This is a genomic window from Arthrobacter sp. GW822-FHT05G07 (assembly GCF_058799755.1).
In genome coordinates this window covers 211,916-232,385 of sequence record NZ_JBXALT010000004.1, presented here as the reverse complement: position 1 = coordinate 232,385, position 20,470 = coordinate 211,916, and the positions used below count along the sequence as shown (strand labels likewise).

Here is a 20,470-nt window from a genome sequence, read left to right as displayed (position 1 = left end):
GTCGACGGCGGGTGGCAACCCGCCGTCGAACGCTTCTGTTTGGTGGAACTAGCTCAACACAGGCTCGGACAAAGGCGCGCGCTGCACCTTTCCTCGAACCACAATCAATGCGACCAAAGCGATCAGGATGTAAATCATGTTGGCCGGCCCGGCAAGCACCAGGAAGGGGCTCTGCGGGCCGGCGGCTGCCTGGTCAATGCCGCCTGTGGCGAGGAAAAGGGTGGGATCGTACAGTGCGTGAAGGATGATCGGCCAGATCAGGTTGCCGGTGACGCGCAGGGTCAGGTACATGCAGATCCCGAACCCGAAGGTGAAACCGACAGTCACCAGGACTGTGGCGATCGGTTGACCGGAAAGGGCGTTGGCTGCATGCAGGAGGGCGAAAATCAGCGATGAAAGCACCATGACCACCCACTCGGACTTCCCTGAGTCCCGCAGCATTTTCACTACGATGCCACGCGTCAGCACCTCTTCGGCGAAGCCGATCAACAAGCCAGTGAGGAGGGTGACCACCACCACCGAGGCCTCATAGCTGCTGTAATCGATGCCCAGGAAGCGAAGGACAATAGCGACCACCAAGAAGAACGGCGCCACCCACATCCACCACTTCCCCTTGATGGGCTGCGGCGCGAAGAGCGGCCTGAGCCAGCCTGTGGAGGACAAGAAGGCCAGCAGCACCACACTGCCAACAATCAGCGAGAACGTGATGCCGAAGAACACACTCTGAGGCGTGCGGAAGATGTCCTCCGTGTCTATCTGGTCTCCCGCGACCGCACCGATCAGCAGGCCGGCGCCCAGATAGAAGGCCATGTAGAGCACCACCAAGAGAAGGGACCGCCACCACCCGCCCCGGTTCCAGAATGCTTTCCAGCCGGATGTGAGTGAATCCTGCCCCATGTACGGTCCCCTTTTCATGGAATACGGGATGCGTTTGCCCCCGCTAAAAACCTACTGCATTCAGCTCCTGCGCCGATCGCCAGGCATGCCGGTAATACTGGGCGTGCGCCACCATGGACGCGGCCTCTTCATCGATGATGATCGTGGCGTGGGGATGCTGCTGAACCACCGAGCCAGGCACGGCCGAGGAGACAGGTCCTTCCAATGCTGCGGCAACGGCATGTGCCTTGTTCGCCCCGAAGGCCAGGAGGACCAAGTGCCTAGCACGGAGGATGGTCCCCAGCCCTTGGGTGATGCAATGCGTTGGAACCTCGTCAGGGTTTCCGAAGAATCGGGCGTTGTCCCTGCGGGTTTGCTCCGCCAAGGCCTTGATCCGGGTGGGTGAAGCCAACGAGGAGCCCGGTTCGTTGAAGGCGATGTGTCCGTTGGAACCGATGCCCAAAATCTGGAGATCGACGCCACCGGCCCCGGCAATCAAGGCTTCGTACTCCGCCCCGGCCCGGCCAATGTGTTCGCCAGTTCCGCGCGGTGTGAAGACCTGATCCGGATTCAATCCCAACGGCTCAACCACTTCGCGGGTGATGACCGAGCGGTAGCTTTCCGGGTGCTGCGGAGGAACCCCGAGGTACTCGTCCAGGGCAAAGCCATGTACGCCGGAAACATCGATCCGATGGTCGCGGACGGCCCGCGCCAAAGCTGCGTACGTGGAGAGTGGGGTGGAGCCCGTAGCCAGGCCCAGCACGGTAGCGGGATTCGAACTGATCTGCTGGGCGATGATGGAAGCGGCGAGGGAGCCAGCCTCGGCCTGGTCGCGGACAATGATGATTTCTGCCATGGGTTTCCTAACATTTGGGTGCGTCACTAGCTGCCTACTGTCACGGGGACTCCCGTTTCAAGGCTCCTGTTGGTTGCTTCCACGATGGCCACGATGCTGAGGATTTCGGGCAGCGGCACATTGGGCCTGCCGCTGCGGCACGATTCCACAATGTCCTCAAGGAGGCCCACCAGCATCGGGGGCCCGGCTTCGATCGAGAAGGTGGCCAGACCCTCGGTGGTTTCAATCCGGCCCAGCGTGTGCGGGGTCCATTCGGATTCGCCGCTCATATTCGCCACCCGGCCGTCGCCCCAGTCGACCGTCACCGAGGTTGGCCTGACAGCCGTTCCTGGCCCCTCGGCGTCGACCATTGCCTTTCCGGTGCGGGTGGCGACAGAACCAAGCGCCGCAACGGCGAGGTCCACCAGGTGCACGCCGTACCAGGCGAAGCCGGGGTGGCCCGGTTGGGTTGGAAGCGGACCGTCAAGCCACACCTGTCGAGCGGTGGCAGAACCAAGAGCCCTCTGGAATTCCGGCGTGAATCGCTTGGGTGACCCGGCCAGTACCAAGGAACCGGAAGCCCGGGCCTGGGCGAGCATTCGTCGTGCCTCAGCGAGAGTCGGGGCGAAGCGCGTGTCCACGTAGATCGGCTTGCCGTATCGCACCACCCGCTCAAAGTAGCGCGGGTGCGTCCGTGCATCCGAGGACACGATCAGTAGGGCGTCGCAAGCCTCGGCCACCGCTTCCGGCGAGTCGCACATGGTGACGCCGAGCCCGCTCACCTCGTCCGCGAAGCTGTCGATACGGTCGCGGCTCAAAGGAAAGTCCGACGACGCCTCCCCCTTCCAAGCGTGCGTCACCGTGCCGCCGGGGACCACGCCGTCGATGCCATTGCCGAAGAGACGCGTAAAGGAAGGCGCGTGCGGGGAGTCGACCCCGATGAGCCCAAAACGGATCGGCGCGGCAGAGGTCATCCTTTGACCCCGCTGTGCGTGATGCTGGCGACGATGTGCTTTTGCAGGAGGGCGAAGATCACCAGGCACGGGATGAAACTGACCAGTGTTGCTGCCATAACGTTGGACGTGGAGGCGGTCTCGGTGTTCAACGTTGCCAAGCCCACCGTGAGCGTCCTGGCTGCGTCCGACTGGCCCACCACCAAGGGCCACAGGAGATCATTCCAGTGCCACAGGAAGACGAAGATTGCCAGAGTCGCCAGGACGGGACGGATCAAGGGGAGGACGATCTGCCAGAACGTCCGCCATTCGCCGGCACCGTCGATGCGGGCGGCATCGAAGAGTTCCTCGGGCATGTCCCGTACGAACTGCCGGATGAGGAAGATCGCCTGGGCGTTGGCCAGCGTGGGCAGGATCAGCCCCCAGAGGGTGTTCACCCCGCCCATTTTGGAGATGAGGATGAACGTGGGGATCAGGGTGGCTTGGACGGGCACCATCATGGTGGCGATGATGGCCCACAGCAGCGCGTTCCGTCCCGGGAACCTCTTGCGGGCCAACGCGTAGGCGGCCATGGATGCCGTGAGCAACACAACCACCACGGACACAGCCGAGTACAGGAACGAGTTCCAGAGCCAGAGAGGAAACTCGCCCACGTTAAAGATGCGGACAATGTTGTCCAACGTCAGCGACGACGGCAGCGCATACGGCAACGTGGGCGCGTCGGCGGGGGAGAGCGCCAGCACTGCAACGGCAATGAGCGGTGCAACGGTGAAGAGCGAGATTACTGCCAACACCCATGTCAGGGTGCGCTGGCGGCGCTTCTCGGTATTCCGCCGGGGACTATGCCCGGCGGGGCCTTGGACGGGACGTCCGGCGGGGTGACGCCCACCAGCTGGAGTGGAAAGGGTGGCGGTCACTTGGAGTCCTTACCTTCGAAGAAGCGCTGCTGGATGAGCGAGAGGATGAGCACAATGACGAACAGCACCACGCCGATGGCCGATGCGTAGCCGAAGTCGAAGAACTTGAAGCCTTCATCGAACAGGAAGTAGATGAGGCTGTGGCTGGCCCGGGCGGGTCCGCCTCCGGTCATCACGTAGATGGTGTCGAAGACCTGGAACCCCACGATCGTCTCGATGACCAGGACGAAGAACACCACGGGCTTCAGGAGCGGCAGCGTCACGTACCAAAACGATTTCCACGCGCCGGCCCCGTCAATGCGGGCGGCTTCGTGGACTTCAGCGGGCTGGGCTTTGAGGCCGGCCAGGAAGATCAGCATGGAGTAGCCGAAGCCTTTCCACACTGACACCACGGCCAGGGACAAGAGGACCAGCAGTTGAGGGCCTGAGGTGAAGGGAACGGGCCCCATGCCTAAGCCGCCCAGTGCGGCATTGAGCGGACCGTCGGTGGAGAAGATCCAGGTCCAGATGATGCCGGCCATCACGAACGAGCTGAGGTACGGAATGAAGAGCAACGCCCGGAAGGTGCCGGTGAACCGGACCAGTTTGTCCAGGAGGACGGCCCCGGCCAGTGACACGGCGATGATGAACGGAACAAAGATCGCCACGTACAGGAATGTCACGCGCAGGCTTTGCCAGAAGTTGGGGTCCTCGGCCAGGCGCACGTAATTATCTGCGCCCAGGAACTCGAAATCACCGTTGAGGCTGTACTCGGTCAGGCTCATGGCTCCGGCCCCAAAGATGGGGAGGAATTTGAAGAGGCCAAAAATGATCAGCGTGGGAAGCACGAACAGGATGCCGGCTAGCGCCTCGCGGCTGCGGGCTTTCTTGGCCCCGAAAGGCTTGAGCTGTGGGGCCGTCAACTCGGGATGTCGGCCGGCCAGCGTGTTTCTGGTTCGGGTGTTTATGGACATGGGGTGACCAATCGGTGGTGGGGCCGGGCTTAGGATGCCGAGCGCTGCAGGATGCCGCGGGCTTCCGTGGCTGCACGGTCAAGGGCTTCTTTGGCGGTGACATCACCGCGGAGGGCGGCCTGGATGTTGGGAGCCAGGGCGCCCATGACCTGGCGTGCAACAGGTGACGATTCTCCGGGGTTGGCGGTCTTCAAAGCTTCTGCCATGGCCAGGGAGTCCGCGTCCGTGCCCAATGCCGCGGCGTCCGTCCGGGTGGGGAGGTTTCCCGCGGCGGCATTGAGGGCCTTCTGGGACTCGGCCGAGCTCAAGTAGCTCATCACCTTGTAGGCGGCTTCCCGGTTTTCCTTCTTGTTGATGGAGGTCAGTGCCAGCAAACCGGGGTTGCCGTAGGTCGCCTGGACCTTGCCCTGCAACGGAGCGCCCAGTGCAACGTTTTCGGCCCCGAGCGCGGCGCGCATCTGCTTCAATTCCGGCAATGACGTGGTGGCCCGCATCGCGGCCTTGCCGGTGGCGATCGGAGCACCTTCAACCTTGGGTCCATCGGTGGCCGCATCCGCGGGAAGCCCGCCGAGCTTCTTCAAGTCGATCAGTAACTGGAGTGCCGAAACACCGGCCTCGGAATCGAAAGCGATGTCCTTGGCGTCATCGGTGAAAACCGTTCCGCCGGCCTGCCACAGCAGCGGATAGAAGGACAGGTTGAGCGTCTGCTCGGGGCTTCCGGCGTAGTCCATCACGGCGACGCCCTTCTTCGCCAGAACCGGCGCCGCGCTGCGCAGGTCATCCCAGGTCTTGGGCAGCGGTACTCCTGCGTCCGCGAAGATCTTGGTGTTGTAAGCGGTGGTGTTGATGTTCTGGAACAGCGGAACGCCAAATACTTCGTCGTCGAACGTCGCGGCCTCCAGCGTGCCGGGGTAGAAGCTGTCCTTGTCCTGCTCAACAGCCTTATCTACTGGCAGCAGGCCGCGGACGTTACGGTACGTGGCTGCTTGGTCAGGCGTAATAAGTACGACGTCGGGTCCCGAGCCGGCGGCAAGCGCCGCCGAGATCTGGGCGTCCCGCTTGTCGAACGTCTGGAGCTCGATGGTCAGGTCGATTCCGGGGTTGGCCGTCTCGAAGCTTGCCTCAGTGTCCTGCCAGAACTTCTTGCTGGCGGTCTCGTCCTTGATGACGGGGTACATCCAGAGCGTCACCTTGCCGGTGGCCTGGCCGCCGTCGGACGTTGACGAACCGGCTGAACCGCAAGCGGTGAGCGTCAAAGCCGCGGTAACGACGACGGCTGTGGCCAAAGTGGCGGTGCGCATTTTTCGAGTAAACATGGCGACTACTTTCGGGTGAGGGTGGCTTCGTGGATCGCGTCGAGGGCGAGCTTGTGGCGGCTGGCTGCTACGGGGGCGGTAAGGAGGGGATCGCCGCATTCCCGCATCCAGTCGAAGAGGGTTGCGGAGAGATCCCTGAGGATTTCCGACTGCTCCGGCTGGCCTGCGATGTTGTCCAGTTCTTCTGGATCCACGGTGAGGTCGTAGAGTTCCAGCGCCGGGCTGGTGCCGATGGTTGGCCCGCCAAGGTCTGCCGGTAGGCTGCGGTGAATCCAGGATTGGGTGGGATCCATGGCGCGTGGTGCGTTGGAGAAGTTGACGATCAGCTTGTGCGTGGATGTCCGCACTGACCGTTTGGGGTCGTAATACGTGTGGTAACTCAACTGGCTGAAGCAGTGGCTTCGCGGAGCCTCGCCTGCTTCGACGGCCGGACGCAGGCTGGCCCCGGCGAGGCCTTCCGGGAGGGGCAGTCCGGCCAGCTCCAGCAAGGTGGGCAGGACGTCCACGTGGCTGACGATGTCCGTCACGCGTTTCCCGGACCATGCCGCGTTGCCGGGGTGGCGAAGCATCAGCGCAACGCCCAGTCCGGCGTCGTACAAGGTGCATTTGGCGCGGGGCAGCGCAAGGCCGTGATCGGTGGTGAACAGCACCAGTGTCTGGTCTCGGAGGCCCAAGGAATCGAGTTCCGCGAGAATGCTGCCCACGCCTTCGTCCATGTGCTTCACGGCGCCCTGTAGTTCGGCGATTTCCTCGCGGGCGCCATCGTTGTCCACCAGATGGGCAGGGACTGTATGCCCCCGCGAGACGTCCGGGTTCACGCCGTCGGCCAGGAACCCCATGACGCCTGGGCGGTCCCGTTCGGACGGCACCCGGTGCGGTTCCGTGAAGCCCACTTGAAGGTAGAAGGGACGGTCGCTGCCGGACATCCGACGCAGTGCGTCAGTGGCGCGATGAACGACGACGTCCCGCGCACCTCCCGTACGGGCACGGTCGAAGCCAAGCCTGCTGGCCACAACATCGTCGGCCAGAACCCGGGATTCATGGTGCACGCCAACCAGCTCGGTCTGATAGCCGGCCGACTTCAACCTGTAGGCGATGTGCTGGGAGGGTTCGTTCAGGTCCCAGCCGAACGGCTCGTGGGTGAGGCCCAGGACGCCGTTGCTCTGCGGATACGTCCCGGTGAACAGTGAGGCGCGGGCAGGGCTGCAGTGCGGGGCCGTTGCGAAGGCCTGTTCGAAGAGGGTGGATTCGTCTGCCAGGGCGTCCAGGTTGGGTGTGGAGACGGTCTCCACGCCATACGTGCCCAGGAAGCGGCCCAGATCGTGGCAATGGATCAGGAGAATGTTGCGCATTTTCAGCCCATTCGTTCGAGGTCGGTGCGGATGAGGGCGTGTTCCAGGGGTTCCCCGCTGATGTAGCGGCGGAGTTCGTCAACCACAATGCCGCCGGCCCGGCGCCTGGAGTCCGCGGTGGCCCCTCCGAGGTGGGGCGTAAGGAGCACGTTGGGCAGGGAACGCCAGGGGTTGTCCGTGGGCAGGGGCTCGTGGTCGAAGACGTCCAGCGCTGCATCAATCCGGCCCGAGTGGACCTCTTTGTAGAGGGCATCCATGTCCACGATGGTGGAGCGGGCAGTGTTCACCAACGCAGCCCCGTCCGGAAGCAGGGCAAGCTCGGCAGCACCGATGAGACCTTCGGTTTCCGGAGTGGCCGGAGCGTGGATCGCCACCACATCGCTGCCAGCCATCAGATCGTGCAGGTTTGCTGAGTGGGCCGCGAGGGGATCTCCCGCGGGAATGTAGGGGTCGTAGACGGACACCTTGGCGCCGAGTGCCAAGCAGGCGTCAATGTAGCGGCGTCCTGTCCTGGACGCTCCAACTACCCCAACGCGGGCCCCGGAGATTTCGCGGGCCCTGCTGACGTTGCGGGCGTCGTCCCAACTGGCTCCCGTCCGGAGGCTGTGATCCAACAAGTGCACACGGCGCAACAGATTCAGCGTGAAGGTCAGAGACAGTTCCGCGACGGCCGGTGCCATGGCTGCGCCCGCTTGGGAGATGGGGATGCCGGCGGCCCAGAAGTCGTCGCTGACCAGGGCGTGCAGCGAAGACGCTGCATGGACGACGCACTTGAGGTTCGGCGCCGCTGCCAAGTGTTCGGCGTCGAGACGGGGGAATCCCCAAGCGGTGATGAATGCGTCCTTGTCTGCGGCAGCGGCCGCGAAAGCATCCAAGGACTGGAGCTCGGCGGGGGCGATTTCAGTGATGTCGCCCAGCTCGCTGAGGGCAGTGCGGGTTTCGGGAGAGATGAACGCTGCCCGTTCGGCGTCCGGGATGCTCAGCAGGATCCGCAGCCGGGCTGCTGTGGGGGGCGAGCAGGGTGATGCAACGCCTTTGTTGATGTTCATGAGACCGAGATTGCCAGCTTCAATATCTTTTGTCAATGACTAAAGTAAGTACAATGGACAGTGTGAAGACATCCGGACCGCGGATGCCAGAATGGGGGAGATCCCTTGCGACGCAACAACAGGAGCCACGAGCTATGAAGCCACGCGCAGGCAGCAAGGCCCTGATCCGCGAGATCAACGAGGCCCTGGTGCTGGACATCGTCCGCACACAGGCGCCGGTATCCCGCGCCAAAATCACGATCCAAACCGGTTTGAGCGCAGCCAGCGTCACCGGGATCACCGGCAAGCTGGTCCTTTCCGGGCTGCTGGTGGAAACCGAGATTGCGCCCAGCACGGGTGGCCGTCCGGCGCGTCTCCTGGAGCTGGGGCGCGAAGGCGTCTTCGCAGCTGGGGTGAGACTGTCCGCCACGGAGGCACACGCCGTCGTGGTCGATTTGCGCGGTGACGTGGTGGCAACGCACAGCGAGCCGTTGGCATCCACCGAGCCCGACGAGGCGGCAGCGGCCGCTGCCCGGGCTGTTCGATCCGCGGCAGGGCAGATGGAGTCCAGGCTGATCGGGGTGGGCGCAGCCGTTTCCGGCGTGGTGGATCAAGCCGGCGGTCTGGTGCGGCATAGCGGGGCGATGGGCTGGACTGACATCAAATTCCAAATGCTTCTTGAAGAGGCTGTGGGCCAAGCCGTCGTCGTGGACAGTTTCGTCAACGCCTACGCACGCGGTCTGCTGTTCGACGACGTTTTCAAAGGTCGCGAAATGCTCATCTTCAGCGTCGGCACCAGCTTGGGGGCCGCCGTCGTAATTGAAGGCCGCATCCAGCGCGGCTTCAACGGCGCGGCGGGCGGCTTCGCCCATTCGCGTGCGATCACCGGACCCGGACCGGCCAGGCCCTGCCACTGCGGAGCCGAAGATTGCTGTGAAACCCGCGGCAGCCTGTGGGGCATGCAGCAGGAGCTGGAGCGAAACGGCCAGAACCGGAAGATAGACCCCGACGTCGATTCCAGCCTGATTGCCGACGCCGCCTTGCATCTGGGTATCGGCATGGCGAACGCCGCCAAGGTCCTCGGGCCCGAGCAGGTAGTGGTGGGCTTCGCGCCCGAAGCTAATCTGGGGACGTTTGCCGAGCAGACCAAGCACGCGTTTATGAGTCAGTACCTTCACGCCAACACTCCGCCTCCACTGTTTGATGCAGCCGTTGCAGATCCTGTGGCCCTGGCCCGGGGTGCTGCGTGCTCCGTGCTGGCTGGCCTGTTCACAGCTAGCCCAACTGGGTAGCAGCAGATGTCGTTTTGAGGGTTCAGAACGGCATCTGCTGCTACTTACATGGGGCTAACGCCGCATGGTTTGCATGGTCTGCTGATCGTCGATCCGGACAAGGTTCGGGCCGCGCAGCGTATACAGCAAACCGTCTTCATCCGCCGTGATGTGCGGTCCGCTGTACCAACCGCCGTTGATGTCAGCAACAACAACAGAGACAGCGAAAGTGATCGGATCTATGCGGAACACCGTGGTGTCGGAGACGCCGTAGACAATCCCGCGGCTGACCTGAAGAGCTCCGAAGTCCGTGCACACCGCGCTCAGGTCACCCCGATGAACCACCTGCTGGGTATCCAGATCGATCACGAACAGGCCGGCAGCCTTGCGGGACATGCCGTAAAGGAACTTGCCATGGATCGCCATCGCCGCAATGCCCTGAGGCTGCCCTGGATCCAGGCGCCACAACTCCTGGTTGGCCACGGGGTCCCAAGCCACCACCGTGCTGCGGGGACCGGTGGCGTAGATGTTGTCGCCACCCAGGTAGGCCACTCCGTCCTTGGTCGCCACGGCACGGACCATCTGGAGGGCATCGATCGGGTTGACCTTGGTGATGACCTGCGTGGTGGAAGGCTTGTAGGCGGCGAAGCAGCCGCCACCTCCGGTGTCGTTCTGGGCTCCGGCGATGACCAGCCCGTTGACTGCGTCCCAGCAGACATCCAAGGGGCGGTTCTGCCCGGCGGGCAACGCGGCCACTTGGTAGGGCAGTTGCCCGGTCGCGGGATTGTAGGCGTAGATTCCCCGCGAGTTGTACTGGCCCGTGTAGAGGACACCGCCTACCATCACGGCGTCCTTGGCTTCACCTGTTGCCCGGAGATAGGACACCTGTTCCGTAGCCAGTTGGTGCCGGGCAATGGTTCCGGTGCCGCCCACATAAACGTCCCCGGCGCCCGCTGCGAGACCCATGCATAGCTGAGGTCCGCCCGGCGCTCCGGCCTGTTGGAGGTCATGCTTGACGGCGGTCTTCGCCACGGGATCGATCTCAATGACGTCATAGGAAGACACTGTGAGCGCCTTGCTGCCGTAGACATCCAAGCCCCACATGGCACCCACATCTTCCGTGAGGATTTGAGTGATCTTCTTGGTGACCATGTTGTAAGACCACACGCCCGGTTCCTTGACGAAGAAGACGTCGTTGCCCAGTTGCCTGAACATGACGCCCGTCTTGGCGATGATGGTGTACTGGGCGTGGTTGGCAAGGTTGATCAGCACGGACTTACCGGGGCCCTTGACCCCCACTCCGAGCTGCCCGTTCAGCACGCTGAGGGAGGTGACCGAGACGCCGGTTGCTACTTCTGCCGGCAGGATGTTGGTTGACGTCTTCGTGGTCCGGTCGAAGGCGAACAGGCGGCCGGGACTTGATCCGTTGCCGCCTCCCAGCGTGCTGCCCGTGCCGAAATACACGTGGCTGGCAGTGGCGGCCACAGCTTGGGCAATGGTGGCTCCGGGGTCCGGTATGCCCCAGCTGGTCATGGCATTCGTGGCGGGATCGAATTCCCACAGGGAAGGTGCATTGGTAGTTAGCCCTCCGCCGGCAAGGTAGACCTTTCCGTCAGGGGCCACGGCCAGGGCCCGGATGTCGCGGTCTCCGGTTTCGCCCACGCCCACTGCCGGCACGGTGGGCGTGCTGAGGTCCCAGCGGTAGAGGTTCGGCTTTCCATCGATTCCATCGCGCAGAACACCTGCGTACAGGTAGCGGCCGGTGGAGTCGGCGGCCAAAGCCTGGATGCTGTACCCCGAGCCGAGGTCTGTCCGTGACGTGATGGTGCCGGTGGGGAGGTGGTATCCAATCACCCGTACCGGGTTCAGGTTGCGGGACCCGATGTAGACGGTGTCGCCCACCAGCAGTGAACTCATGAGGGAAAACTGAACGACGGCGGGTCCAAGGTCGGTGATCTGCGGGGCTCCCGTGGTCTGCCTGCCTGGAGCGGCTTGGGCGGCGCCGGAGGACATTGCCGACAGTGCTACGGCGAGCCCGCCGATGCCCCCGGTCTGCAGCAATTGACGACGATTGATGGCGAAAGTGGACATGGAAGATCTCCTCATTGAGTGTCCCGTGGGGTGGTTCCAAGAGTGTTATCCGTGCTGTGGGGACGTTTCCGGAGGCGTCCTGTGCACTCCATCCAGCGTTTCAGCCAGCCATCAGTAAATCCATGATTCGAACATTTTCAGACATCCCACGTGTGGTGGTCCGCAGGGTCAGCACGCTGGTGTTCCCGGCGGAAACCGCTTGGCGAGGACCCGGTCTTCTTGGTGAAGAGTCGGCTGAAATAAGCGGGATCGTCATAGCCGGTGAGGGACGCGATCCTTTGAACGGGAAGGTCCGTGTCAGCCAGCAGCGACTGGGCGCGCTGCATCCGGAGTTGGATGATGAGCTCCTTGGGACCAACACCGGTAGCGCTCTGCACTGCATGCCGGAGCTCTGGAACCGGGACTTTGAGCGAGGCGGCCAGCTGGGACAACGTCAGCGGCAGGTGGGCCGCTTCGCGAAGTGCGGAGAGTAGCCTGTTGTCTTTTGCCCGGGCGTCGATGGTGACCGGACTGGGCTGCGTGCCCGTCTGGACCAGTACCCGCTGGCAGAGTACGGAGGCGTCCAGATCTCCTTGTGGTCCACCCGTTAGGAGAGATTGGCGGAGGGCGGAAAAAAGTCCAAGAGACTCCTCCAGGCCGACCTCCGAGGAGCCATCAAGCTGCACGAGAGCTTGGTTCCGCACGAAGCACCCCAGCTCCTCCAGTGCCCTCGCCGTAGGTCCGGTGAACAATAACCAATGTTCTTTCCACCCCATCGGCCCAGGTCCATACCCGTGGCTGACTCCGGGGAAAAGCCGAATGATCGCAGGAGCCTGGACCGTGAAACGCCTGCTGCCCACAGTGAAGTGCCCGGATCCTTCGCTCACCAGCACTATGGCATGGCTGCTGAGGGTTCGACCGGCAAAGGACGGCAACATCCCACTCTGCTCACCGGCACCCAGGCACGCCAGGCCAAGATCCCTCAGGGGAGACGCCGGATGCCGGTATGTTGACCAATCGTCCATGGGCCAATGCTGCCCCGGCCAAGGGCGCAAAACAAACGCCAACGGCAAGCCGGCCCCACTCGCCAAAAAAGCCTCACAAAAGTCCAAGTCTTCAGAAACCGGAGTCCATTCACGTGACCGCCCACCACTGCCACAGTGGGGACTATGTTGACTTCGAATGGCTATGTTTTGGACGAATCGGAATCCCGCCTCGCCGAGCTGGAACCGGTACCCCTTTCCGAACGTGGAGATCGTGACGCCCTGTGGTCAAGGCTCCGCAGGGACGGATACCTCTACTTGAAGGGGCAGCTCAATCCGGACCATCTGATGGATTTCCGCGAGTTCTACTTTGCATCCCTGGGCGAAGCCAACGTGTACGCGGCAGGAACGGATCCCCGTGCGGGCATTGCGGCGTCCGGGGACGTGGACCGTGCTGCGTTGCGCCGTGGCCTCTTCGACCACATTGTTCCCGGGCCGGAGTATCAAGCACTGTGCACTGCAGAGGGGATTGCCGACTGGTTCGCCTGGTTCCTCGAAGATGACGTCCATCTGCACCGGCGAAAAATCATTCGCCACACCAAGCCCGGTGACAGCGGCATAGGAACGGCCACCCAGGCTCACTACGATCTTGTGTATCTCCGCGAAGGCAGTGATCGTGTGTTGTCCATGTGGATTCCATTGGGTGATTGTCCGCGAGAGCGGGGTGGCTTGGCCTATCTCGAGGGCAGTCACCACTGGGTGATGGCGGAGGAGCGTGAGGGGACGCTGAAGATGCCGGCCGCCTCCATCACTGCGGACCTCCCCGGGCTGGCGGACGAGCGGGACGCCCGGTGGCTCGTGACCGACTACGAGGTTGGTGACGTGGTGGTCCACTCGGCGCATATTGTCCACGCGGCCCTGGACAACGCCGACCTCAACGGCACCATGCGCCTGTCCACCGACATCCGGTACCAGCGCCTCAGTGAGCCCATCGATTGGCGCTGGCAGGAGCACTGGAACTACAACGACGGCCTTTAGCCTCCCGCGCTTACTTGAACGGCGCTGCGCCACCACGTCACGGTTGCTTCAGCGGCCTGCGCCAAGGGGGTCGGCTCGAGACCCAGGAGCTTCTGGCTCTGCGAGGAATCCATCACGAACGGGCGCTCAAACTGGTACAGCAATTCGGCAAGCTCGCGCATATCCGTCGAGAAAACTCCGGCGATCCGCAGCACCCATCCGGGCACGGCGCTCACCTTGGGTGCGGCAACGCCTGCGGCCTGCGCATGCGCTGCGGCCATCTCCCGCTGGGTGACTGCCGGGCCTGTGGGGGCGTGCAGCACAGTGTTCCACAGCTCGGGCTGCCGGGCTGCTGCGATCATGGCCGCGGCCAGGTCCGGGACGTATGTGAAGGAGTGCGGCTGGTTGATTGACCCGATGAACTGCACTGCCTTGCCTGCCAGGATGGGCGTCACCATCCGCTCCCCGGCATGTGCCATCTTCACGCGGGGTCCGAAGAAATCGCCGGCAACAACGCTGACGGTGCTGGCCGCATGCGCCTGCCGTGCTGCCAGCAGTGCGGTCCTGATGCCGCGCTTCCCACCGGTGGCTGCCCGGGGACTTGCTTCGGTCATCGCGCGGTCGGGCTCGCTGTACGAGTACAGGCTTTCAGGAAATACGACGACGGCGCCCGCGGCTGCCGCTGCGTCCATCACCACCTGCTCGGCGTGGGGGAGTTCGGCGGCCCACGCTGCTGCCCGGTAGGCGGAGCCGTGGATGCAATGGAAGACTGCGGCGGCGCCGTTCATCGCCTCATCTAACTGCGCAGGATCCGAGACGTCCGCCCGGACCCGTTCTATCAAGGGATGCTCCGGGCCGCTGCCCGAGCGCGTCAGCACCCGGACTTGATGACCCTGCTCTGCCAGTTGCTCCGCGACGGTGTAGCCAACGGGTCCTGCTCCTGTGACGACGTACATGGGTGCCTTCTTCTAGGTCTCGAGGTCGGATGTTAGTCCGAGAGCACTGCTCTCTGAATTCAGAATGACTGAGCACATGTCGAAAGTCAAGAGCACTGCTCTCATTTGTTGACAGCGCTCTCCCTTGTGGCAGGCTTGGTGGTATGACCACCGCTGAATTGCCGAAGGCCAAACCGCCCACTCCCCGTGAACGTGCCCGCACGCGGACCATCGCAGACATCGTTCGGCTCGGTCGCGAGCACCTTGCCGTTCATGGCGCGGCCGCCCTGTCCCTCCGTGCAGTGGCGAGGGATCTCGGCGTCGTGTCCTCTGCTGTGTACCGCTACGTAGAGAACCGGGACGAACTCCTCACGCTCCTGTTGATCGACGGTTACAACGAGCTCGGCGACGAAGTTGATGCGGCGGTGGACGCCATGCCGGCGCATGACTTCACCGGACAATTCAAAGCGCTGGCACATGCCGTGCGCACCTGGGCAATTCGCGAACCTGCCAGCTACGCCCTGCTCTTCGGCAGCCCTGTGCCCGGGTATCAAGCCCCGGGCGAGCGCACCACGGTGCCAGGAACCCGCGTCATCGTCCGTCTGGTGGGCGTTTTCGATGCCGCCTACCGGGCAGGTGCCCTGGACGCACAGGTGACGTCCGCCGTCGTGATTCCTCCGGCCTTGGCCGAAGATCTGGCCGCGATTCGCACCCAAATGAACCTCGCAGTTCCCGATGCGTCCATGGCGCGCGGTGTGCTGGTGTGGACGTCAGTGTTTGGGGCGGTCAGCTTTGAGGTTTTTGGGCAGTACGGACGCGATACCTTTGCCGCTCGTGATGAGCTGTTCGAGCATCAGTTGGGTGTTCTTCAGGGCGTCGTGGGGCTCCAAGGCTAGGGCGCTACAGTATTCAGATGGCTCGAGGACTTGCAGACATCGGCGCGGAGGGTATTCTTCTCGCCGGTGCGGGCCGCGCGATCCTCCTTCAGATTGCCGACCCCCGGGTCGGTCACGGAGTGGCGGACCACAGCAACTTCGCCCACAAGCCGCAGGACAGGCTCCGGGCCACGCTGACCTATGTCTACGCTGTGGTTTACGGCACCGAAGAGCAGGTCACTGCTGTGCGTCGCGCCGTTAATCGTGCCCACGCGCCGGTCCGACGGACCGCTGACGATGCGTCGGCGGGTTATAACGCCTTCGACGCCGACTCCCAACTGTGGGTGGTCGCCACCCTTTATGACACGGCAGTCACCGTCTACCAGCAGGTTCACGGGCCGCTCGACGACGAAACCGCCGACCGCATGTACCTCGACTATGCGCGGATCGGGACTGCACTGCAGCTTCCGCCCGACAAATGGCCCGTTGATCGCGCCGCCTTTGCCACGTATTGGGACGCGCACGTGGCAACGTTGCAGCCCGACGAGAAGGCCCGCAAAATCGCCCGCGACTTGCTGTACCCGGCAGCGGGTCCGGGCTTGATGCGCTTGGTCATGCCGCTGGCACGCTTCCTCACAGCAGGTTTGTTGCCTGAGCGCCTTCGTGAAGGTTTCGGATTCGACTGGAGTCCCGGCCATGCGCGGCGCTTCGAACGGACCATGCGCCTGGTGGGACGCGTTTACCCGCGGCTGCCGCAACGAATCCGCCACTGGCCCAGGGACTATTACTTGAGCCAACTCAAGCCAGGCAAGGCTTCCCACAATGCGTAACTTCACCTCCGTTGAGCAGTCCATCGACGACGCCGCCCACCGATACCTGGACCGCGCCCGCGGGGGACGGCTCCGGGAAGGGCTCACCGAGTTTGTGGTGTTCGGGCTGAAGCAGGCCTGGGCATGTGTGTTCGGAGCGGCTTTGCTCGCGGTAATCATCGCTGCCCGGCTTTGGTACCCGGACAACGCGGGCCTCGCAAGGAACGACTTCCTGACCATCGCCGCGATTGTGATCCAAGTTCTGATGATCAGCTTCAGGCTCGAGACCCTCCGGGAACTCCGGGTGATCCTGTTGTTCCATGTGGTGGGGACAGCGATGGAGTTGTTCAAGACGGACGTGGGGTCCTGGGCATACGAGGCGGAAGGTGTCCTGCGGATCGGGGCCGTCCCGTTGTTCAGCGGTTTTATGTATGCCGCTGTGGGTTCCTACATGGTGCGTGTTTTCCGGCTGTTCGACCTCCGATTCGACCGATACCCGCGGCGGTGGATCACGGCCCTCGTCGCTGGCGCGATCTACGTCAACTTCTTCTCCCACCACTACATCTTCGACGCACGCTGGGTGCTGCTTGCCGCCGTCGTGCTTGTCTACGGACGGTGCGTGATGCACTTCCGGGTGTTCCGGCGTCGCTTCCGTATGCCAATCCTGGTGTCGTTCCTGCTGGTGGCACTGTTCATCTGGTTCGCCGAGAACATCGGTACGTGGTCCCGCGCCTGGCTGTATCCGAATCAGCTGGACGGTTGGCAGGCGGTTTCCATCGACAAGCTTTTGGCGTGGTTCCTGCTGATGATCATCTCCGTGGTACTGGTGGCGTGGGTGTACAAGCCGGAGCCGCTGGGCGCCACTCAAGCCGCTGACGCGGAGATTCCTAGGCTTCGCCGCGTATCGCCCTGAGTGCAGCGCGTCGCGCCTGAAGCAAGGGCTCGACGTCGGACACCCGGGTTAGGCGGACGGCTTCCGGTGGAGGCGGGTTGCGTTGAGCGTTGATCACGATGCCGAAGCCGCCGAATGTGCCCGCAGCGAGCCAAGAGTTCTGTCCGCGCCAGAGCGTTACGTCTGCGGGCGTGCCGTCAACGGTGATGGTGAGCCGCTCAGCGGCGAGGGCGTTGAAGGTTGCGTCCTGGCGTTGAAGCTCTTCCAGGTTGTGCGGGATTCCGGCTGATGCGCGCCACCGGTTCCTGGCAAGCGCGCGCGGGTCCTGGGGTGTGGTGATCACCTCGACCAATGGGCCCGCCTGCGAAAAACCGTCGCCGTGGGACACCCCGCCTTCGCTGCCGTCCAACTGCCAGGATCCCAGCATGACGGGGACGTCCCAGCCCTCTAGACAGAACAGCGGGAGAAGGTGCGCGCCGTCGCGGACTTCTTGATCCAACCGGTCGTTCATCTCCCAGAACTCGTCCGGAGGCACGTATCCAGTGATCTCCATCGGGCCAGTTTGTCAGTTCACCGTAGGCGAAACCACCCCCTAAGCCGTGTGATTCCGGGGATTTCCAACCGTCAAAAAGCAAAGTTGAGCGAACTCGACTCAACTTTGGATTGACTTAAATCTGAGGCTGAGTACAGTTGAGTGCAGAACGCTCAACTAGCCGATTGTTGAGTGGGCTCCCGGCAGTGAAACCGCTCAGCGGGCCGCTGTCAGGTGCAATCTCCAACATCGGCCATTGAAAGGAAAACAAGATATGTCACGTGCAGTAGGTATCGACCTCGGAACCACCAACTCCGTGGTCTCTGTTCTCGAAGGTGGCGAGCCCACCGTTATCGCCAACGCAGAAGGCGGCCGCACCACGCCGTCCGTCGTTGCGTTCTCCAAGTCCGGCGAAGTCCTGGTCGGCGAAATCGCCAAGCGCCAGGCCGTCAACAACATCGACCGCACCATCGCTTCCGTCAAGCGCCACATGGGCACCGACTGGAACGTTGCCATCGATGACAAGAAGTACACGCCGCAGGAAATCTCCGCGCGTATCCTCATGAAGCTCAAGAACGACGCCGAGAGCTACTTGGGCGAAAAGGTCACCGACGCTGTGATCACCGTTCCGGCATACTTCAACGATGCCGAGCGCCAGTCCACCAAGGAAGCCGGCGAAATCGCTGGCCTCAACGTCCTCCGCATCGTCAACGAGCCCACCGCGGCTGCACTGGCATACGGACTGGACAAGGGCAAGGAAGACGAACTCATCCTGGTCTTCGACCTCGGTGGCGGAACCTTCGACGTCTCCCTCCTCGAGGTTGGCAAGGACGAAGACAACTTCTCCACCATCCAGGTCCGCGCGACCGCCGGTGACAACCGCCTCGGTGGCGACGACTGGGACAACCGCGTGGTCGAGTGGCTCCTGAGCCAGCTCAAGGTCAAGGGCATCGACCTCTCCAAGGACAAGATCGCCCTCCAGCGTTTGCGTGAAGCTGCTGAGCAGGCCAAGAAGGAACTGTCCTCCTCCACCAGCACCAACATCTCCCTCCAGTACCTGTCCGTCACCCCCGACGGCCCGGTCCACCTGGACGAGCAGCTGACCCGTGCCAAGTTCCAGGACCTCACCAAGGACCTGCTGGACCGCACCAAGAAGCCGTTCCAGGACGTCATCGCTGAAGCCGGCATCAAGGTTTCCGACATCGACCACATCGTGCTCGTAGGTGGCTCCACCCGTATGCCTGCCGTCTCCGAGCTCGTCAAGGAACTCGCCGGTGGCAAGGAGCCCAACAAGGGCGTCAACCCGGACGAAGTTGTGGCCGTTGGCGCCGCACTCCAGGCCGGTGTCCTGAAGGGCGAGCGCAAGGACGTCCTCCTCATCGACGTCACCCCGCTGTCCCTCGGTATCGAAACCAAGGGTGGCGTCATGACGCACCTCATCGAGCGCAACACCGCCATCCCCACCAAGCGTTCCGAGACCTTCACCACCGCTGACGACAACCAGCCGTCCGTGGCCATCCAGGTCTTCCAGGGCGAGCGTGAATTCACGCGCGACAACAAGCCGCTGGGCACGTTCGAACTGACCGGCATCGCTCCGGCACCTCGCGGTGTCCCGCAGGTTGAGGTCACCTTCGACATCGACGCCAACGGCATCGTCCACGTGTCCGCCAAGGACAAGGGCACCGGCAAGGAACAGTCCATGACCATCACCGGTGGCACGGCGCTCTCCAAGGACGACATCGACCGCATGGTCCGTGAAGCCGAAGAGCACGCTGCAGAGGATAAGGCCCGCCGCGAAGCTACGGACACCCGTAACTCCGCAGAGCAGCTCGCCTACTCCGTGGACAAGCTCATCGCCGACAACGACGACAAGCTGCCTGAGGAAGTCAAGACCGAGGTCAAGGCCGACGTCGACGCCCTCAAGTCCGCCTTGGAAGGCACCGACGACGCCGCTGTAAAGACTGCGTTCGAGAAGCTCCAGGCTTCCCAGACCAAGCTCGGTGAAGCCATCTACTCGCAGGCCGCCGCAGCTGACGCTCCGGGTGCCGGTGCAGAAGGCGCTCCCGCCGGTGACAAGGCTGCCGACGACGAAGACATCGTTGACGCCGAAATCATCGACGAAGACGAAGCGAAGAAGTAGCCATGCCTCACCACGGCAACGAAGCAGAGCATTCAGAAGGCAACGAGCCGCGCAAGCCGGTAATCCGGGACAACCGCAAGGTTGACCCGGAGACCGGGGCAGCCCGTCACCCCGATAGCGAAGCTGCAGCTCCCACCGAAGGCAACGCCGCTCCCACGGACGGCGACGCCCTCTCCCAAGCTGAGGAAATCCTCAACGGGGTAGAGGTGCCGGCCGAGGAATCGGTAGCCCCCGGTGCCGCGGCTGAAGCCCAGGCAGCGGAGCTCCGCAACGACCTCCTCCGCCTTCAGGCTGAGTACGTCAACTACCGCAAGCGCGTCGAACGCGACCGCGCCGTAGCAGGAGAGATGGCCGTCATCGGCGTCCTCAACTCCCTGCTCCCGGTGCTGGACGACGTCGACGCCGCCCGCCAGCACGGTGACCTCGAAGACGGCCCCTTCGCCGCCATCGCAGCCAAGCTGGAAAACGCGCTGAAGACGTACGGACTGGAACGCATCGCGGACACCGGAGTCGAATTCGACCCCACCATCCACGAGGCACTCATCCAGCAGCCCGGCGAAGACATCGAGGTTGACACGGTCAGCCAGGTGCTGCGCTCCGGATACCGCTCCGGCGAGCGGGTCCTGCGTGCAGCCCAAGTGATCGTCGCGGTTCCGGCGTAGTCTCACGTTCCGCCTTCGCGGATGAGGGGCCCCGCCCCTACGCCGGGTGGCTTG

General features: G+C 63.3%; 19 protein-coding genes. 7 read left to right on the top strand and 12 right to left on the bottom strand.

All coding sequences use genetic code 11. The features are described from left to right. Positions 1 to 48: 48 nt before the first annotated feature. From AC1RJY_RS08415 to AC1RJY_RS08380, 8 genes are read right to left on the bottom strand one after another with little or no spacing between them, the layout of a single operon-like run. Entirely contained in the window at positions 49 to 897 is an 849-nt protein-coding gene (locus AC1RJY_RS08415) for a CPBP family intramembrane glutamic endopeptidase (protein WP_498602107.1), read from the bottom strand. A 43-nt stretch (positions 898 to 940) separates the two neighbouring features. Further along, on the bottom strand, positions 941 to 1,732 hold the full coding sequence (gene nagB / locus AC1RJY_RS08410; protein ID WP_498602106.1) for a glucosamine-6-phosphate deaminase: 792 nt from the start codon (positions 1,730 to 1,732) through the stop codon (positions 941 to 943). A 26-nt stretch (positions 1,733 to 1,758) separates the two neighbouring features. Next, on the bottom strand, positions 1,759 to 2,685 hold the full coding sequence (locus tag AC1RJY_RS08405; RefSeq protein ID WP_498602105.1) for a Gfo/Idh/MocA family protein: 927 nt from the start codon (positions 2,683 to 2,685) through the stop codon (positions 1,759 to 1,761). Next, on the bottom strand, positions 2,682 to 3,581 hold the full coding sequence (locus AC1RJY_RS08400; protein WP_017200049.1) for a carbohydrate ABC transporter permease: 900 nt from the start codon (positions 3,579 to 3,581) through the stop codon (positions 2,682 to 2,684). The genes AC1RJY_RS08405 and AC1RJY_RS08400 overlap by 4 nt, the downstream gene beginning before the upstream one ends. Next, positions 3,578 to 4,534, bottom strand: coding sequence for a carbohydrate ABC transporter permease (locus AC1RJY_RS08395; protein ID WP_017200048.1), 957 nt, complete (start codon positions 4,532 to 4,534; stop codon positions 3,578 to 3,580). The genes AC1RJY_RS08400 and AC1RJY_RS08395 overlap by 4 nt, the downstream gene beginning before the upstream one ends. Positions 4,535 to 4,563: 29 nt before the next feature. After that, positions 4,564 to 5,835 carry an extracellular solute-binding protein gene (locus tag AC1RJY_RS08390; protein ID WP_017200047.1) on the bottom strand — a complete coding sequence of 424 codons (1,272 nt, stop codon included), beginning with the start codon at positions 5,833 to 5,835 and terminating at the stop codon, positions 4,564 to 4,566. A gap of 20 nt (positions 5,836 to 5,855) precedes the next feature. Then, a complete protein-coding gene (locus AC1RJY_RS08385; RefSeq protein WP_498602104.1) occupies positions 5,856 to 7,202 on the bottom strand; it encodes a sulfatase family protein in 1,347 nt (448 codons plus the stop codon). Positions 7,203 to 7,204: 2 nt separating this feature from the next. Further along, on the bottom strand, positions 7,205 to 8,251 hold the full coding sequence (locus tag AC1RJY_RS08380; protein WP_498602103.1) for a hydroxyacid dehydrogenase: 1,047 nt from the start codon (positions 8,249 to 8,251) through the stop codon (positions 7,205 to 7,207). A 134-nt stretch (positions 8,252 to 8,385) separates the two neighbouring features. Between AC1RJY_RS08380 and AC1RJY_RS08375 the strand changes: the two genes are divergently transcribed. Next, positions 8,386 to 9,522, top strand: coding sequence for an ROK family protein (locus AC1RJY_RS08375; protein WP_014922874.1), 1,137 nt, complete (start codon positions 8,386 to 8,388; stop codon positions 9,520 to 9,522). Positions 9,523 to 9,576: 54 nt separating this feature from the next. Here AC1RJY_RS08375 and AC1RJY_RS08370 read toward each other — a convergent pair whose 3' ends face one another. Together AC1RJY_RS08370 and AC1RJY_RS08365 are read right to left on the bottom strand one after the other, a co-directional pair. Continuing rightward, positions 9,577 to 11,592, bottom strand: coding sequence for a Kelch repeat-containing protein (locus AC1RJY_RS08370; protein WP_498602102.1), 2,016 nt, complete (start codon positions 11,590 to 11,592; stop codon positions 9,577 to 9,579). Between the two features lie 137 nt (positions 11,593 to 11,729). Beyond that, complete coding sequence (locus tag AC1RJY_RS08365) at positions 11,730 to 12,596, bottom strand: helix-turn-helix domain-containing protein (RefSeq protein WP_498602101.1); 867 nt, start codon at positions 12,594 to 12,596, stop codon at positions 11,730 to 11,732. A 144-nt stretch (positions 12,597 to 12,740) separates the two neighbouring features. Here AC1RJY_RS08365 and AC1RJY_RS08360 point away from each other — a divergent pair, with 144 nt between their 5' ends. Next, on the top strand, positions 12,741 to 13,592 hold the full coding sequence (locus AC1RJY_RS08360) for a phytanoyl-CoA dioxygenase family protein (RefSeq protein WP_498602100.1): 852 nt from the start codon (positions 12,741 to 12,743) through the stop codon (positions 13,590 to 13,592). On the opposite strand, the gene AC1RJY_RS08355 is transcribed toward AC1RJY_RS08360, so the two are convergent. Then, positions 13,589 to 14,527, bottom strand: coding sequence for an NAD-dependent epimerase/dehydratase family protein (locus tag AC1RJY_RS08355; RefSeq protein ID WP_498602099.1), 939 nt, complete (start codon positions 14,525 to 14,527; stop codon positions 13,589 to 13,591). The two genes, AC1RJY_RS08360 and AC1RJY_RS08355, sit on opposite strands and share 4 nt — an antisense overlap. 143 nt (positions 14,528 to 14,670) lie before the next feature. On the opposite strand from AC1RJY_RS08355, the gene AC1RJY_RS08350 reads away from it, so the two are divergent. From AC1RJY_RS08350 to AC1RJY_RS08340, 3 genes are read left to right on the top strand one after another with little or no spacing between them, the layout of a single operon-like run. Further along, on the top strand, positions 14,671 to 15,402 hold the full coding sequence (locus AC1RJY_RS08350) for a TetR/AcrR family transcriptional regulator (protein WP_498602098.1): 732 nt from the start codon (positions 14,671 to 14,673) through the stop codon (positions 15,400 to 15,402). A 17-nt stretch (positions 15,403 to 15,419) separates the two neighbouring features. After that, positions 15,420 to 16,211 carry an oxygenase MpaB family protein gene (locus AC1RJY_RS08345; RefSeq protein ID WP_498602097.1) on the top strand — a complete coding sequence of 264 codons (792 nt, stop codon included), beginning with the start codon at positions 15,420 to 15,422 and terminating at the stop codon, positions 16,209 to 16,211. Further along, positions 16,204 to 17,103, top strand: coding sequence for a DUF817 domain-containing protein (locus AC1RJY_RS08340; RefSeq protein WP_014922867.1), 900 nt, complete (start codon positions 16,204 to 16,206; stop codon positions 17,101 to 17,103). The genes AC1RJY_RS08345 and AC1RJY_RS08340 overlap by 8 nt, the downstream gene beginning before the upstream one ends. Here AC1RJY_RS08340 and AC1RJY_RS08335 read toward each other — a convergent pair. After that, positions 17,078 to 17,635, bottom strand: a complete 558-nt coding sequence (locus tag AC1RJY_RS08335; RefSeq protein WP_011776210.1) for a hypothetical protein — start codon at positions 17,633 to 17,635, stop codon at positions 17,078 to 17,080. The genes AC1RJY_RS08340 and AC1RJY_RS08335 overlap by 26 nt on opposite strands. A 253-nt stretch (positions 17,636 to 17,888) precedes the next feature. Here AC1RJY_RS08335 and dnaK point away from each other — a divergent pair, with 253 nt between their 5' ends. After that, positions 17,889 to 19,754 carry a molecular chaperone DnaK gene (gene dnaK, locus AC1RJY_RS08330; protein ID WP_011776209.1) on the top strand — a complete coding sequence of 622 codons (1,866 nt, stop codon included), beginning with the start codon at positions 17,889 to 17,891 and terminating at the stop codon, positions 19,752 to 19,754. 2 nt (positions 19,755 to 19,756) lie between these two features. Next, positions 19,757 to 20,416 carry a nucleotide exchange factor GrpE gene (locus tag AC1RJY_RS08325; protein WP_014922865.1) on the top strand — a complete coding sequence of 220 codons (660 nt, stop codon included), beginning with the start codon at positions 19,757 to 19,759 and terminating at the stop codon, positions 20,414 to 20,416. Positions 20,417 to 20,470: the final 54 nt, after the last annotated feature.